At 53.0% G+C, this 15,224-nt stretch carries 13 protein-coding genes and 1 pseudogene; 2 read left to right on the forward strand and 12 right to left on the reverse strand.

Going from position 1 to position 15,224, the window contains the following annotated elements:
* Window positions 1-360 precede the first annotated feature (360 nt).
* Both FKG94_RS17855 and FKG94_RS17860 read right to left on the reverse strand, forming a co-directional pair.
* Window positions 361-1,017, reverse strand: a complete 657-nt coding sequence (locus FKG94_RS17855) for an SMI1/KNR4 family protein (protein WP_142905698.1) — start codon at window positions 1,015-1,017, stop codon at window positions 361-363.
* A gap of 109 nt (window positions 1,018-1,126) precedes the next feature.
* Complete coding sequence (locus tag FKG94_RS17860; protein ID WP_142905699.1) at window positions 1,127-1,459, reverse strand: hypothetical protein; 333 nt, start codon at window positions 1,457-1,459, stop codon at window positions 1,127-1,129.
* Between the two features lie 341 nt (window positions 1,460-1,800).
* Here FKG94_RS17860 and FKG94_RS17865 point away from each other — a divergent pair.
* A pseudogene (locus tag FKG94_RS17865) lies at window positions 1,801-2,706 on the forward strand (integron integrase); the annotation flags it as partial.
* Between the two features lie 20 nt (window positions 2,707-2,726).
* Here FKG94_RS17865 and FKG94_RS29235 read toward each other — a convergent pair.
* Entirely contained in the window at window positions 2,727-3,701 is a 975-nt protein-coding gene (locus FKG94_RS29235) for a hypothetical protein (RefSeq protein ID WP_246125234.1), read from the reverse strand.
* An 895-nt stretch (window positions 3,702-4,596) separates the two neighbouring features.
* On the opposite strand from FKG94_RS29235, the gene ilvD reads away from it, so the two are divergent.
* Complete coding sequence (gene ilvD, locus FKG94_RS17870) at window positions 4,597-6,279, forward strand: dihydroxy-acid dehydratase (protein WP_142905701.1); 1,683 nt, start codon at window positions 4,597-4,599, stop codon at window positions 6,277-6,279.
* Between the two features lie 164 nt (window positions 6,280-6,443).
* Here ilvD and FKG94_RS17875 read toward each other — a convergent pair whose 3' ends face one another.
* The 9 genes from FKG94_RS17875 to FKG94_RS17915 form a co-directional block, all read right to left on the reverse strand.
* Window positions 6,444-7,226 carry a hypothetical protein gene (locus FKG94_RS17875; protein WP_179957698.1) on the reverse strand — a complete coding sequence of 261 codons (783 nt, stop codon included), beginning with the start codon at window positions 7,224-7,226 and terminating at the stop codon, window positions 6,444-6,446.
* Window positions 7,227-7,650: 424 nt separating this feature from the next.
* Window positions 7,651-8,094 (reverse strand): SMI1/KNR4 family protein, encoded by a 444-nt coding sequence (locus tag FKG94_RS17880; RefSeq protein WP_142905703.1) that lies wholly within the window; start codon window positions 8,092-8,094, stop codon window positions 7,651-7,653.
* Window positions 8,094-9,125, reverse strand: a complete 1,032-nt coding sequence (locus tag FKG94_RS17885) for an eCIS core domain-containing protein (RefSeq protein WP_142905704.1) — start codon at window positions 9,123-9,125, stop codon at window positions 8,094-8,096. The genes FKG94_RS17880 and FKG94_RS17885 overlap by 1 nt, the downstream gene beginning before the upstream one ends.
* A 29-nt stretch (window positions 9,126-9,154) precedes the next feature.
* Window positions 9,155-9,508: a hypothetical protein gene (locus tag FKG94_RS17890; RefSeq protein WP_142905705.1), complete on the reverse strand. Its 354-nt coding sequence runs from the start codon at window positions 9,506-9,508 to the stop codon at window positions 9,155-9,157.
* 19 nt (window positions 9,509-9,527) lie between these two features.
* Window positions 9,528-11,477, reverse strand: coding sequence for an ATP-binding protein (locus FKG94_RS17895; protein WP_142905706.1), 1,950 nt, complete (start codon window positions 11,475-11,477; stop codon window positions 9,528-9,530).
* Window positions 11,474-12,514, reverse strand: coding sequence for a phage late control D family protein (locus FKG94_RS17900; RefSeq protein ID WP_142905707.1), 1,041 nt, complete (start codon window positions 12,512-12,514; stop codon window positions 11,474-11,476). Before FKG94_RS17900 ends, FKG94_RS17895 begins: the two co-directional genes overlap by 4 nt.
* Entirely contained in the window at window positions 12,502-12,825 is a 324-nt protein-coding gene (locus FKG94_RS17905; protein WP_142905708.1) for a tail protein X, read from the reverse strand. The genes FKG94_RS17900 and FKG94_RS17905 overlap by 13 nt, the downstream gene beginning before the upstream one ends.
* Before the next feature lie 16 nt (window positions 12,826-12,841).
* On the reverse strand, window positions 12,842-13,276 hold the full coding sequence (locus FKG94_RS17910) for a phage tail protein (protein ID WP_142905709.1): 435 nt from the start codon (window positions 13,274-13,276) through the stop codon (window positions 12,842-12,844).
* A gap of 5 nt (window positions 13,277-13,281) precedes the next feature.
* Complete coding sequence (locus FKG94_RS17915) at window positions 13,282-15,198, reverse strand: hypothetical protein (RefSeq protein ID WP_142905710.1); 1,917 nt, start codon at window positions 15,196-15,198, stop codon at window positions 13,282-13,284.
* Window positions 15,199-15,224 lie beyond the last annotated feature (26 nt).

Raw genomic sequence — 15,224 nt, forward strand, 5'->3', positions numbered from 1 at the left:
GCCATGTTCTCAGACCCCGGCGGTGTCGCAGCAACTTGCCATAACGTTACTGAGACTGCTGCTTTCCGGTACAAAGCAAGCCGTCAGCTTTCCCATCCGTCGATGATTATCCAATGACCACCACTCTACAATATTTCGGGGCTCAATAAATGGCCTACACTCTCGTTCCACCCTTGCTCCGCACACCTCGTTACCTTGGTCGCACCCGGGCTTCACTACTAACCTGCTGGCTAAGCTTTGGTTGTGGGAGGACTGGAGTGAATTCAATTACCTGCACCTCCTGGGTAACATTAATCAATTTCCGAATTTATAAAATTCATCCCAAGACTTCGGATTTATCTCGGCACGAGCTTGCGTTTGTTATGCGTCATTTTCGATTAACCATTTACAGAATGGGTCGTTTGATTCCTCATCTCCAAATTCAGCTGGCTCTTTAACTATTTCAATAGCCTTGGTTGGAATAGAAGTTTGGAACTCATGGACTAACCAATTTTGGTACTTTAGGTTTGGCTGAACCAAAAATTTACTGTTTTTAAAACTCTCTCTGGGCGTATATTCAAAGTCATCATTCCAGCAGATTTCATCATATCCTATTGCAATTAGCCTCAAAAAATCCAATGGGTCATCACACAAAACGCAAGCGAGCATTGATCCAGAGCCAGAACCGATATGCACGATCTTTTGCTGACCATGATCATCAATCCAAAAGGCTGCCATAGACCCATCACCGCCAGTTCTTGCGAAGACTCGGAGACGACCTTTTGTATTTTCGTTCATGAAATAGAATAAGTCGCTGTTCTTCTCTGCGTAAAATTCGACAAGAGTCCCACCAGGTCTTTCAGTATCTCCCCACTGAGCACGTAACTCATTTATTGGATATAGATAACCAACCCTTCCATGCTCGGTATCCTCGTAAAAACCATTTTTTTCAATCCATTCAAATAGTTTCACAAAGGCATCTGGAACTTTCATTGGCTCCAGCAAAATTTTTTCAATTTGATTGCAAAGGGATTTCAATTGCTACGTTTCCTTTAGCGCATAACGCAGAGCTAAAGGGCCGGAGGCGTTTTTTGCCGGAGGTCCAGCCCACGTTTTTCGTGGGCGAGCTTTCAGCGTATTGTTATGCTCAGTCATGGATATTAATTAGTGAAATAGGGGTATATGAATTTATAGAATCGTCGTAATAAAAACTAACTCTTTTCTTTGTTGAAATTGCGGTAAGCAACAACGACATTATTGCTTTCGCATTCTCTGTCATCTGCTCCGATTCACCCCACCGATACGAATAATATTTTCCATCAGTTGTTCTAAAAATCAGCCACTTACTTGCAAACTGGGGATACACTGCATCCACTTCCTTTCCCGGACCAAAAGCAGCCCCATCTGTCCATACCATCGCAGCAGAAGAGGCTGAAGATACAGAGAGTAGTGTTATAAATATCAAAATTTTAACTTTCATGATTAACTTTTCCTTGTGCATAACAGTTAATTATAAAGCCTATGGCTTTATAACACTTTGGCCTTATAACATAGGAGAAAATTCACTGATCGGACTAAAAGCTCCGTGTCACAAGGGACTCAGAGGAGTTCGGTATTTCTGTTCTCTGGCTAAACAAGCCACCGCTTGACTGCATACCCACCTCTATCTGGCCCACTGAATATAACCGATGTGGCTGGCAAATCAATAGGTTAGGAAGCTTTGCCCGTTGTTATAAAGCCTGTGGCTTCTGAAAAAGGCGAATTTGACTTAATCACAGCCAAAATATACTGTATTTATACACAGGACAAGGATGATTAATCATGGATGATATTCCCCACAAACTACCGGATAAACCAGTCAAATTCCTAGATCAATTACGCCTGAGTATTCGACAGGCAGGGCTCTCCTATCGAACGGAGCAAACCTATATACATTGGATCAAACGTTTCATCTATTTTCATAACAAGCAACATCCCAAGAGTTTGAACGAAACGTCAATTGAACAATTTTTGAATCACTTAGCTATCAACCGCCATTGCTCTACCAGTACTCAACGAATCGCATTAAACGCGCTAGTCTACACCTACAAGAGGTTTTTTGGTCTGGACCTACGAGAGTTGGCGTTTCAACCAGCGCGAATGCACAGACGCTTGCCGGTTGTGTACAGTAAACTCGAGATTACTGCGATACTCGGCCACTTAAAGGGAACGCCCAAGCTCATGGTGGAGCTGCTCTATGGCAGCGGCTTGCGAAGCGCGGAGTTGTTATCTTTGCGAATAAAGGACATCGATTTTGGCAGTAGCAATATTATTGTCCGCAGCGGCAAAGGGGATAAGGACCGCGCCACCATGCTTCCACAACGTCTAATTCCAGGCCTTGAACAACAAATAGCAACGGTTAAAGCGCTGCATGCCCAGGATATAGCTGATGGTTTTGGTGAGGTATATCTACCGGATGCCCTGGCACGCAAGTACCCAAGAGCGGCAACGGAAACGGCGTGGCAGTTCTTATTCCCCTCAAGCAGGATCGGGCGAGACCCACGCTCCGGAGTAGAAAGACGCCACCACTTGCACCCAACGGCGTTAACTAAACAAATACGAAAAGCTGTTCGAGCTGCCGGAATAAACAAGCCTGCTAGAGCTCATTCATTTCGCCACAGTTTCGCTACTCACTTACTCGAAGCAGGTTACGATTTGCGAACCATACAGGAGTTATTGGGGTGCTCGGACATTACTACAACTGAGATTTATACGCACGTCATCAATCGTGAGGGCAAGGGCATTTCTGCCGCTTCGGATTGGAGCCCATGGCTGGGTTGTACCCCTGCCCAGGTTTCCGGTCGTGGCGTCCATTCGCCCTCACCAAAATACTGGGCAATAAGGTTACCCAGGCTCCCCTCATACACTTCATTTGCAGCACTCTCGCCTCCGTCATTGAAGTGCGCTTGATTGGCGAACGCTATAAAGTTGTCATAGTCTTGGGATAGTGAATGAACCGCAAATTGTGCTAAATGATAGCTGAGTTCCTGCCCTTTGTCCGGACGATAGAATGAATCGCCCGACCAGAATTCTTGTATTTCTTTGTCACCCCAGAACGACTGATGCTGTGCATATAGCTCATCGTTCATTTCTAGCGGGGCAGACCCGGTAAGCATATTTTCAATCGTTACTGCAATACCTTCATTCAGCCAGGTTGGAATGGGCAAATGCGACAACAGCGCATGGGTCATTTCGTGCGCCGCTATACTTTCAGCATGGGCAAGCTCTCGATGTGGAAACGCAAAGTGCCCATATCCTTGGTTAAGATAGACTCCCGAACTGAGGCCATATGTTCCATCTTTATCATAGAAATCAGATAAATAAGAGTAATACATATCTATATCGTCAAAAATTAGAACGACATATTTCCCATCACCTTCATCCGACGCAATTCCGGGTAGCATCTTTACAATACGCTTGAGCGTTCGCTCAAGGAATTTCTGAAAAATAGTTACGTATTTGCTGGATTCCGAGGTCAAAATAATAAAATTGTCCGACTCATAAACTGAATAACTTGAGTCCAAGACGGATATCAGCCGCTGCATCCATGATCTGGCAATACTGCACCAAAGTTTATGCTGGTCGATATCGCGAAAGTTTTCCTCTGCAACAGCGGCGATAGCGCCCCAGTCAGGCCTGGGGAACTCATCGACCATTTGAAAATGTTGTTCAATCCATTCCATCTTTATCTCCACTTTAATACAACGCCAGGCGTTGCACCGTTTCAGTGATTTATTATATTTCTTAGTAATTCTTCCATCATTTCGGATCATTCCTTGCAGCATTATAAGGAAGTCGATCCGCGTGGGCTTAAAATTTCTGTGCCGACAAGTCTTCAACTAACGCAAACTATGGGTACTATTGCGGTGTGCAACGAAAACTTTATTGAGCGAGAAAAAGTAGTATAAATTTACTTTGGCCTTGATGGTAGTCTTTATAACAGATCAAAAGAAATGCCGCTAACAGGAAGTTTTATACCCTTGCCATTACCCCCCAAAAGAATGAGTGGCAACTGATACAAGATGATCGAATAAGGAAGTGTTTATAATACCTATTTGTCCCAGTTTATCGGCTCTGATAGAATTGCGCCTCTAGCTAAGCTATTGATTTTTTTTAAGAAAGTAAAACTCTTCTATGAATATTCATTGCGAAAAGGAGATAGTGGGAAAAATGTCTTTTGATCTAATTGTTATGCGAAAAGAAAGCACTTTAATAAACTGACATTGGTATACGTACGGATACGATAAAAGGTCCTACGGAAGGAGGTGGCGGCGGAAAACGTGGCCATTCAAATATGGAGCATTGGGTTACCACTGAAGAGCTTAAAGAATCAAGCAGGACACCTCGTCGCAAAAATGAAGAGAGAGAAATACACCAGGAGCTGGAAAACCATGACAAGAATGACGCGAATGGATAAAGTTATTCTCAAGTGAGGTACAATATTCACAGCATATTCTGCCCAGGACCTGCACACCTCCCGCGAGCACACACAGGGGCCTTTAAGGGTATTGCCGCAACATGCAGTAATGTACAGTGCAGGCGAGTAGACCAGAACACACACAACAGAGGACTTATCTTATGGCGGCGGATAAACGGCGCAAATATTCCAGTACGGTTGTCGATGGCGTTACCAAGGCGCCGGCCAGGTCCATGCTGCGGGCAGTGGGCTTTAGCGACGCCGATTTTGACAAGCCGCAGGTCGGTATCGCCTCCACCTGGAGTAATCTCACCCCCTGCAATATGCATATCAACCAACTGGCCGAGGAGGCCGCCCGGGGAGCCGATGAGGCCGGCGGCAAGAGCCTGATTTTCAACACCATCACTATTTCCGACGGTATCGCCAACGGCACCGTGGGTATGAAGTACTCGCTGGTGTCCCGCGAAGTCATCGCCGACTCCATTGAAACCGTTGCCGGCTGCGAGGGCTTCGACGGCCTGGTGGCAATCGGCGGCTGTGACAAGAATATGCCCGGCTGCATGATCGGCCTGGCACGGCTCAACCGGCCGGCGGTGTTCGTCTACGGCGGCACCATCCGCCCGGGCGCCAATCACACCGATATCATCTCGGTATTCGAGGCCGTGGGCGCCCACGCCAAAGGCGATAAAACCCTGCTCGAGGTCAAGCAGATCGAGGAGACGGCCATCCCCGGTCCCGGCTCCTGTGGCGGCATGTACACGGCCAACACCATGGCCTCAGCCATTGAGGCCATGGGTATGAGCCTGCCGGGCAGCTCGGCCCAGGATGCGGTATCGGACAATAAAACCAATGACTGCCGCGCCGCCGGTGCCGCCGTGCTGCAGTTGCTGGAAAAGGACCTCAAGCCCAGCGATATCATGACCCGGGAAGCCTTCGAAAACGCCATCACCGTGGTCATCACCCTGGGCGGCTCCACCAATGCGGTGCTGCACCTGCTGGCCATGGCACAGGCGGTCGGGGTGTCGCTGACACTGGACGACTTTGCCCGGCTCGGCAAGCGCGTGCCGGTGCTGGCCGACCTGCGCCCCAGCGGCCGCTATATGATGTCGGAACTGGTGGCCATCGGCGGCATCCAGCCACTGATGAAAACCCTGCTCGATGCCGGCATGCTGCACGGTGACTGTATGACCGTAACCGGCAAGACCCTGGCGGAGAACCTCGCCGGTACCGAGCCCTATCCGCAGGATCAGACCATTATCCGCCCCTTGAGCGAGCCGATCAAAGCGGACAGTCATTTGCGCATTCTTTACGGCAACTTAGCCCCCACCGGCGCGGTGGCCAAAATTACCGGTAAAGAAGGGTTGACCTTCAGCGGCCGCGCCCGGGTCTTTCACTCCGAGGAGGAAACCCTCGAGCGTATCCTCGACGGCACTGTCAAAGCCGGGGACGTGCTGGTCATCCGCTACGAGGGCCCGCAGGGCGGCCCGGGCATGCGCGAGATGCTCAGCCCCACTTCGGCCATTATGGGCAAGGGACTCGGGGAGGATGTGGCGCTGATTACCGACGGGCGCTTCTCCGGCGGCAGTCACGGTTTCGTGGTCGGCCATGTGACGCCGGAGGCACAGCAGGGCGGCCCCATTGCGATTGTCGAGGACGGCGATGAAATTGTTATCGATGCCGAGTCCAATGAATTGACCCTGAAGCTGCCGCAAGCGGAGATCGATGCGCGCCTGTCGCGCTGGCAGGCACCGCCGCTGCGCTACCGGCGCGGGGTGCTGGCGAAGTATGCGCGGGGGGTTAATTCGGCGTCGCTGGGTGCGGTAACTGATGCTTTCGAATCCTAGTCAAGCGGTTTCGAACTTGATTAAGAGTATCGGAGAGAGGTCTGCCGCCGGGTAGAGCTTTCAGAAACTTTCAAACTTTCGACAGCAGGGATGCTGTCGGGCAGTCCCTCGACAGCAATTCGCCCGGTTGAGAGGCAATATGCTATTTCCCTAAAGCCGCGTATCTACCTGCGGTGCCGATTATCCTGTTCGCGGATTTCCGTCCCGGTTTTTTCACTGTGTTTGGTATGACCGGCCAAACCACTCTGCCAACCCTTGGCCAGGTTCCAAAACAACCCGAAGCCGTGGCCGATTCTGTGATCATAAAAAGACTTGAAACCGTATTGCTCGGTCTGGATAAAGGTATTGCCGGCGGAGTCGCCATATTGACTGCGCCTGTTGGGCACCATACCGACGAGAATATGGCCGATAAGACCGCCAGGCAGATCGATCCCCAACTGTGGTAGCACGTCCCGCTCATAGTGGGAGGTCTGCCGCTTTTCCGGCCGTCTCGAACCCACACCCGGCCCCCGCGGACTGTCGGAAGAAGACAAATTGGTTGGCACCGGCTCGATTTGGGCACCGGTGAAATACTCCCACCAACTTCTCTTGCGCAGTTTGGCAATACCCCTGTGGGCGGCGATCCGAAAAATATCGTGATAAACCGCACCGCCGTCTTCAAATACGATATGGGCACCCTTGTGAAACTGATCCACCACGGATGGTCCCATGTTTGCGAGAATACGCTGTTGCAGCACATTCAAAATTTCCAGATAGGGCGCGTTTTCCGGCCGCGACAGAACCTGCAATATAGCATCTAGCCTGGCCTGCTCTTCCTCCTCCAGCCCGCCTCCAACAACCGAGCCAGAACGATCCACGGCGCTGTGTGTGTAGACCGGATAAGCGCCATAGGCAAGATTTAGAGGATTGACTGCGCCGCCTCTATAGAAATACCGCGTTTCGTCCAACAGCGTATAGGTCCTATCAGGTCTCTCTTGATGCCAAAGGTACTCATTATTCCGTTTTTCAAAAAACTTACCCTGAATAACGGCAGAACCCGGCGGTATGGACTGCTCAGAAGCCGGTCTTATACCCGCCTCCTTAGAAGGGCCAGCCCGATAGCCATAGCGACACCGCACCACAGCATCGGTATCATCAGCTATAGGTTTCATACTATGGGTATCGGCAGCTTTTGTTTCCACGTTGGAAAACCCCCGCGCCTGCTTTGTCAACGCGTGCCTGATCATCGGCAACCCGCTGTGTAGTCCAGACTCATGCTTTTCATTTCAATATCGTTAAACCAGGTTTGAGACCCACTTGGCTATACCGCAACTCAGCCCCAGACATTACCCGCCAGCCTTATTTTTTCCAGCTTTTCCCCTCGGTTGAAAATCATCCGAATCCATTGATAAAGACATTAAACGATGAAGCCACCAGCAGACAGTCTCTGTTTGGCAGCGGCGTATCGGCAGGCAACTCCGTTTCATGCAGCCAAAAATAGATCTGGCCCAGACAAGTGCCTTTGACACCAATAGCAACCAGATTGCCAAATGGGTCAGCAGCTATGGGCAGTAAATCACTGTGCAGACAACCTCGATAAGCCTTAGCAAGATCAACAAGACTATCCTCTTTGTCTTCAATGGAAAAAAACCAATTGAGGACTTCACGGGTTTTTCCATCCGCAAACCGAAAGGTATTCGGTACCGGCTCACCGCCGTTATGCTTAAGCAGAAAATCCCGGTAAGGTTGCGGCAAAAGCAGCCCGAGTTCTTTTTCTGCCTGACGTAGTTGCGCCGGAGAAACAGGCGCTGCGGTGGAATTAATTATAGGTATCATTATCTATACCGCCTGTTGCCCGGTGTGCGGTTCCACTGATACACACCGCCCCGGTGGGAAAGTCTGTGTGAGGAAATAGGTAATAGAAACATCGTACCATAGCCGGCATTAGGTCCGGTAGAAACAAAATCGTGAGAGTGATGCCAGACATAGCCTTTGCGGGTTCCCAGTCTGGCATTATCTCCGGCGCGGCTGCCCGTATATTGAAACTGCCTTATTTTCTCTTCGTAAGAACCACGTGGACACACCAATCCATTACCGCCTAAAGCAGGGACCCACCGCTGGTAAGTGGCAGGCTTAACACCACCCTGATAGCGAACTATGGTCTTATACCTGGCGCCGCGCTGGCTTCTGCGTGCCCGCGCTTTCTTTTGTTCCATTTCTGCAATACGACCGCTGCGGCGCAACACTGCACGCTTCTTCGCCAATTGTGCGACGTTTGCCTGCGCAACCGGCCGGGCTTTGCGGGCTGGTCGCGGGGTACCCTTCCCCCCACCTGCCTGCTGCACCCTGCGCCCCATGATATCGGCCTCTCTCTCCAAGTGCCGATCATCGTTGATACTCAAACCTCTCTGCAACTGCATGGTCGGTTTGACTCTGCCCTGCTTCTGCTGCACCACATGCCAGGCTTCATGGGGTAGATGCCGTTCCTGCCCCGAGCCGAGATAGATCTGACTGCCCTGGGCATAGGCCTGCGCGTTCAACCGCGCCGGCCTGTCGGAGTTGTAATGCACTTTTACATCATTCATGGTGTAGCCTGAGAGGCTCTCGATACCACTTTTCAAGTAACCCGGCAGACCGGTGCGGTTAGCACTGGCTGCTGTCGTCACTGGACTTTTCGGTCCGACACCAGTCCGGCACTGGGCAGGGGCATCAGTATCTCTCGACGCCATCGCCGAACTTTTGGGTCCGGCAAATCGACACTGGACAGGTGTATAGCCGGCTACAGACTTGCCCTGTGTTACGTCTTTCGCCTGTGTTTTCGCTCGCTCTCTACTGCTAAAGTTTTTCTGTGCTGCGCGCTCGAACATAACGGGTTTCTCGGTTAGTGATAGGTGATTTACGCGGTTGCGAGTTTGGATTGACTGGCAATGATCTCGAGTTCATTACCAAACGCCCCCTCTACCCTGGACTCAACCCGTAGCATTCCACCGTCCTTGCCGCTGAGTTTGGTATCAGCGGCTTTCAACTCCAGCTTCTCACTGCCGGTAATCGGGTCACCCTTGGGATTGCTGCCTGTGAACTTGAAGTTACACGTCGCTTTGTAAACCGCCTGCTGCTGCTTAACGGCTATTTTTTTGTGAAGCACCAGGGTTATCTCCCCTGCGGTCCAGTCACCTTCACTCGCGCCGGTGTAACATATCTCCCCGGGCGTTGCCTTCACACTGTTATCAATACCAATCTCTGTGCTCATTCTCCGATCTCCTTAGCACTCACCAACCCGCTATCAAGTTGGTCTGCAGGGTTTTCTCAGACTTGCGGTACTCGTCCCGAACCGCCTGCAGAATATGCGCCATACCTACGGGACAACTGTCGCCACTAGCATAAAACGCAGCACTGACGGCAATATTGCGGATAATGCCGCCGGGGATTTCCAGGCGCGACAGTTTTTCATAATCGAGTTCACCGACGGGCGTTCTGTTTGGAAAAACCTGGCGCCAGATTTGCCGGCGCTGTGCCGCCTGCGGAAAAGGAAACTGCACGATAAAGCGCAGCCGGCGCCGAAAGGCATCGTCCAGATGGTTCTTGTAGTTGCTGGTGAGGATCGAAAGTCCACTGTAGGACTCCATACGCTGCAACAGATAACTGACTTCCATATTGGCATAGCGGTCTTTACTGTCGTTGACCTGACTGCGTTTACCGAACAGGGCATCGGCCTCATCAAACAACAGGATGGCCCCGCTGTTTTCGGCTGCACTGAATATTTTTTCCAGATTTTTTTCCGTTTCGCCAATATATTTACTGACCGCGGCGGAGAGATCGACATGATAAATATCGAGACCCAGATCAGCGGCGATAACGCTTGCGGCCAGCGTCTTGCCGGTGCCGCTACTGCCGGCAAACAGCGCACTGATACCCAGACCCTGAGCGCCACTGCCGGCAAAGCCCCATTGCCGGTAGACCTGATGCCGATAAAGCACCTGTTGCCGGATGGCATCAATAATCTGCTTCTCCTCCGCCGGCAGGACCAGCGCCGCCGGATCGGTGCCGGCGGGTTCGATCACGCGGACCATGGCGCCGATCTGCTGACGGGTATGCTGCCGGCATAAAGACCAGAGCCGCTCGCCCGTATCGTCACATTGAGCAATACCGTCGCCAGCACGCCACTGGCGCACGACAGTGCGGATTTGCTGTTCACTCAGATCAAACTGATCGGGCAGGCGCGGCCAGCAATCCTGCAAATCCTTTGCCTGGGCATCGCCGGCCAGCGCCTGGCGCCACAACTGCGCCTGCTCAGGATAGGAGGGGCGACCGATAGCGAAAGTCAATATCTCCCTTCCCGGTATCTGCAATGGATTTTCGCGGGCAATAGCACAGGGAGCTGTCAGGCGTTTCAGCAGATAGTCCAGGCTGCACGATGTATCGGCCTGGTCACTGTCGTAATGGGCTTCAAACAGATAGCCCACCCGATATAAAAGGGCCTCGCGCTCCAGGCGCAGAAAAAGCTTGTGCAGGGCCTGCAGCTCACGGGGTAGAGACTGGGCATCGATGCGGTAACACTGCACCTCCAGGGTATGAAAGGCCTGCTGCACCACCGCAGCACCGGCAACCGCCTGTGAACCGGTAATCTGGATCAGCGGGCCGGGTTGTTGCCCCGGTGTATCGGCCAATACGCGGGCGATACGGTCAGCGATCTGTTGATGGCTGTCGATCAATGGCGCCGGCGGCGCCAGCGGCAGACACAGCGGCGTCACCTGGGGGTCGCGTGCGACATGGCCGGTCAGGTAGTGGAGGATGCCCTCATCAATATGCAGCGCACTGAGCTGGGGGTTGGCGGGGTCTTCGAGACGCAGGAGCAACCAGTATCGCAAACTCGAATGGGTGCTGAAGGGACGCCACTGCCCGTCGTTAAACACCTGTAATGCCAGGTCAAAGCTGACCCAGTGTTTGTGCGAATCGCCGCGCGCCGCTGCGCACAACTCGGCAAACTCCCCATCCAGACTGACACCGGCGCACAGCAGCAGCAGTTCGCGCTCAAAGGTATCGAGTCCAAACTGGTGGCACAGCCGTTCCAGGGCCGGTGGTGCATCGGGCGAACAGCGGGGCAGCACACTGGCCGGCGCCGCCTGCCCGAGGTAGCGGCGCATATGATTGCGCAACTGGTCGAGTGCCGCACCCAGGTAGTAGAAGTTATTTTGCGATTCCCTGGCAACAGCAGTCATGGTCGAGTCCCTTTATAACAGTGTAGCGCCGTCAAGTAGCCGCTGCCGTCGAGCGTGTGAGTGGCGGCTTTCACCCGCCATTCACCGTTCATCTCAGCGTGCAGGCCGGTGACGGCAATAGCACCACCGGCACTGATCGCAGGTTTACCCAGCACTTTCAGTTCAAGGCTGGCGGTGTCACGGTGTAACGCTTCGAGCTTGGCCTCGGCCGCCATTCTGGCATCGGCCTCCCCGGTGTACAGGTGCGGTAAGTAGAAAGTCTCAGCCTTTCCTTTGGTTCCCGCCACCACCGGCCTATGAGCAGCCCTGAGGCGGTCGTGCCAGGAGGCAACCACCGCTCCGTAAGCCGAGCGGTCCGAAGCGATATAGCCGCTCCAGTCCACGATATCATCCGGTTTGATCAGTACCGGCGCCAGCGGCGCGCCGCCGGCCGTCTGTGCCCGGCCTTTTTCCAAAAACAGCAGACTGCCGCCGGCGGGCTTCACCACGGCATCGAAACGGGTGGCCAGGCGGGTTAAAAAACGGATATCGGATTCGGCGATTTGGTTTTCGGCCTCGATCCGCAAGGCGGCAAGGCGGCGGCTGACTTTCGGCTTGAGCGAGTGCTCGGCGGCAATCGTCTCGACAATATCACCGAGCGCCATAGCGGCCCAGGTGCGGGTGGTTTCCCTGATCAACAGTTTCGGCACCGCGGTAATGGTGAGCGAGCTGGCCTCGTCGGCCCCGCCCTTGATCTGGTCGACATGATAGTCACCCATCAGCGTCTGGGCAGTCGTATCGCCCAACCAGAGTGTGAGCTTTTTGCCGGTTTTGGGCACGGCCAGTCGTTGCGCCAGTTGGTGCGGACCGTCATCCAACTCCAACACCAATTGATCGCTCTGCTCACCATCGTATAAGTGCAGATGCAACGAGATCAGACGGCTTTGCAGGGCATCGCCCACGGCTTTGTCGCCGGCGAGCAGGCGGTAGCAGGGAGAGCTGTTCGAGTCCAGCAGACCGGGCAGCGACAGTGCAAGCGAACGCATCAATCGTCCCATAGTTGCACCACCTGTGTTTCCTCCACCGCCTGGCTATAGTCCGGCAGTACCAGTGTCACCCCGGCCGGCAATACCGGGCCCAGCGCCGCCAGACCGGGGTTGGCCTGTAAAATACTTTCCACCATACCGGCCAGGTTTTGCGGGCTGGCCTGGCTGAGCGAGGAGAGGGCCTGACTCAGCGTATCGTCAATTTCATCGCCAAGCGGGTCGAGTTCGCGCGCCGCCTGTTCGAGCTGACGGCGTTGACCATAGTGCTGCCAGCAAATCCAGTCGAGCATTTCATTTTGCTTGGTCACATAGTGCTGCGCCATCGAAGGAGTCCGCCGTTTAGGTAAGCGATTGGAGATAATCGCGCTGGTACCGCTTCAGCGACAGGGTGAACTCGATTTTACGGGCCGCCCCATTGTCGAGAAACTCGCTGCGATCGTCGCCGATACTTTCGATAACCCAACGGCCCATTACCGCCGTGCCCGTTATCAGTGGCAGGGGTACGCCAATGCCGGCAGACAGTCGCATCAGTGTCAACTGCCAGGCGCCGCCGTTGTGTTGGGGATAGAGGGTGCCGCTGATTGTCAGGCTGTCGTCACCGGGGCCGTTGTATTGCCGCGCCGCGCCGCCCAGCCCTTTCTTCTTCAACAGCGGGTGGCCGGGTTGGGGGCGCGAGGCCCAGGTATAGGCGCTGTTGCGGGTGAGTTTTTGATAGGCGCCCTGATCTACCGCAAAGCGGATCGGGCCGAGCATTAGCATAAAGGGGGCGGGCATGGCGGCTAATCCAGTTTAGCGGGAAAAAACAACGCTTTAAAATGATAGGGCTCTCTCCACCCTCCACCTCCCGAAAAAATCGGTTTGATGCTGATGCTACCGTCCGGAGTAACTTGTATCTCCAGCCTCCCCGAACCGTCCTGTAGCAGAAAACTGTCCGCCGCCACTGGACGATATCCCTCTGGAAGATATCCAAGTCTTACAGGTTTATACGGAGTTGGAAACGCCCCATATGAACCGGGCGGAATAGTCCCCATCAGTTCAACCATACCACCGGGATCAATTTTATAACGGAAAAATGTAGACAACGGGTGATCACCCTCCAACTGCCGTGTTTCACTCTCTTTTGCTTCAAAGACTTTACCGCCTATATAGTGCCTACCGCTATGGAGTACAACACCGGTACTCAGCCAGATGGTTTTATCCGTATTGACCACTGCGATCAAAAGCCAATTACTGGGTATATCCAGTTGTTGGTTGTAGCTTACGGTCTTTAAAGATACCGCATTGCTTTTACCCGCGACTTTATGAACAGCGTAGAGGGCTTCCCTTTCCTTCAAAAGATGACCGCCTTTACGGGTATCCGGCGGGGGGACACTGATATAACCATCCGGGACCGCAGCCGTTTTTCCCAGACCATAAGCTACAAAAGGCTGGTACCAGTAAAGTCGTCCACTGGATTTTCCGCTTTCCCAGTACCAGGTGATACGTCCTGTGTCAGCCAAGGTGAGTTGGGCGAGACGGTAGTCGTTGGCGGCACCGGTCATAACACTATTACCCATGTCTATGCCGACAATACCAGGGGCTCCCTGCTTCGATGTTTTTGTCATTATTGCTAACTTATCGACCGCTATATCACCAAAAATCTGATGCCTGCCATCGGCAAAAATATTCCCACTAGCCAAAGCCGTCCCATTACACAGCTTTACGGTTTTATCATCACCATTGACTATGGCGATTAAAAGCCAGTTGGCAGGCAGTGGTTGCCGCTTATACCGGTGATCGACAATTCTATACACTACCGAATGTCGGTCGCCACCGATTACATGCGCTGCATAAAGCGCCTCCCAATCTCTTAGCTCGACGCCTTTGTCAGCAGCAACCGGCCGCGTTTCAATACCCTCTTCGAGATAGATTTCAATAGCCTGCCCGTCCCCGGGAGGCTCAATATCAATGACGCCGTCCGGAACCACCTCGCTGGCGCCCATACCGGTGGCGGTGAAACGCTGACTCCAGCGCAGCAGACCATGGGTGTCCTGCCATTGCCAGGTTATCCGCCCACCGCCACTTAGTGAGAGTTGAGCTCTTTGGTAGCTGTAAAGACCACTTTGCGATTGCGGGGTAATCGCCATATGGCTGTCCCGGCCGTCAACCGCGTCTTCCAAAGCCGCCAGTCGCACAATGCCGCTTTGGCTGGGCGTGGCTGCCGGCAGGTTAAACAGGGATTGATTGGTAATAGTAAGCGGCTTCAGATCGGCGGGCATCAGTAAATCAAAGCTGAACAACAGATCGCTGCTCGGGCTGGTTTTCAACAGCGGTATATCCTTATCATGGGAATATAGCGCAAAGAGAACCGGTTTCTCCTCAGCGGTGGTCCGATCCGGGCTTTTATCTGCAGGCGTGATGTTGTTGAGGTAAAAGCCGATCTCATTGAGATCGTAGGCTTTTTTAGGTCGCACCTTCGCTGTCACATGGATATGCTGTCCGCCAGCATCGATATCAACGCTGCCGCTGTGACCGTCCACCATCACACGCTGGGCTTCGTTTTTCATCTCACTGTCATTGACGTCCGACTTGCCCGGCCCCAGACCAATATGGCTGATGTGATAGTTTTCCCCGGTGCCCACCGCCTCGGCCAGCAGTCTGCGGCCTTGCGCCGTCAACACAGGTGTAATAGTGTTGCTGTCCGTCTGAACTTGCATACCTGGTCTGCCTCTGTAAATTAGGT

The sequence above is a fragment of the Exilibacterium tricleocarpae genome, assembly GCF_007004655.1.
In the GTDB taxonomy this organism is placed as follows: domain Bacteria; phylum Pseudomonadota; class Gammaproteobacteria; order Pseudomonadales; family Cellvibrionaceae; genus Exilibacterium; species Exilibacterium tricleocarpae.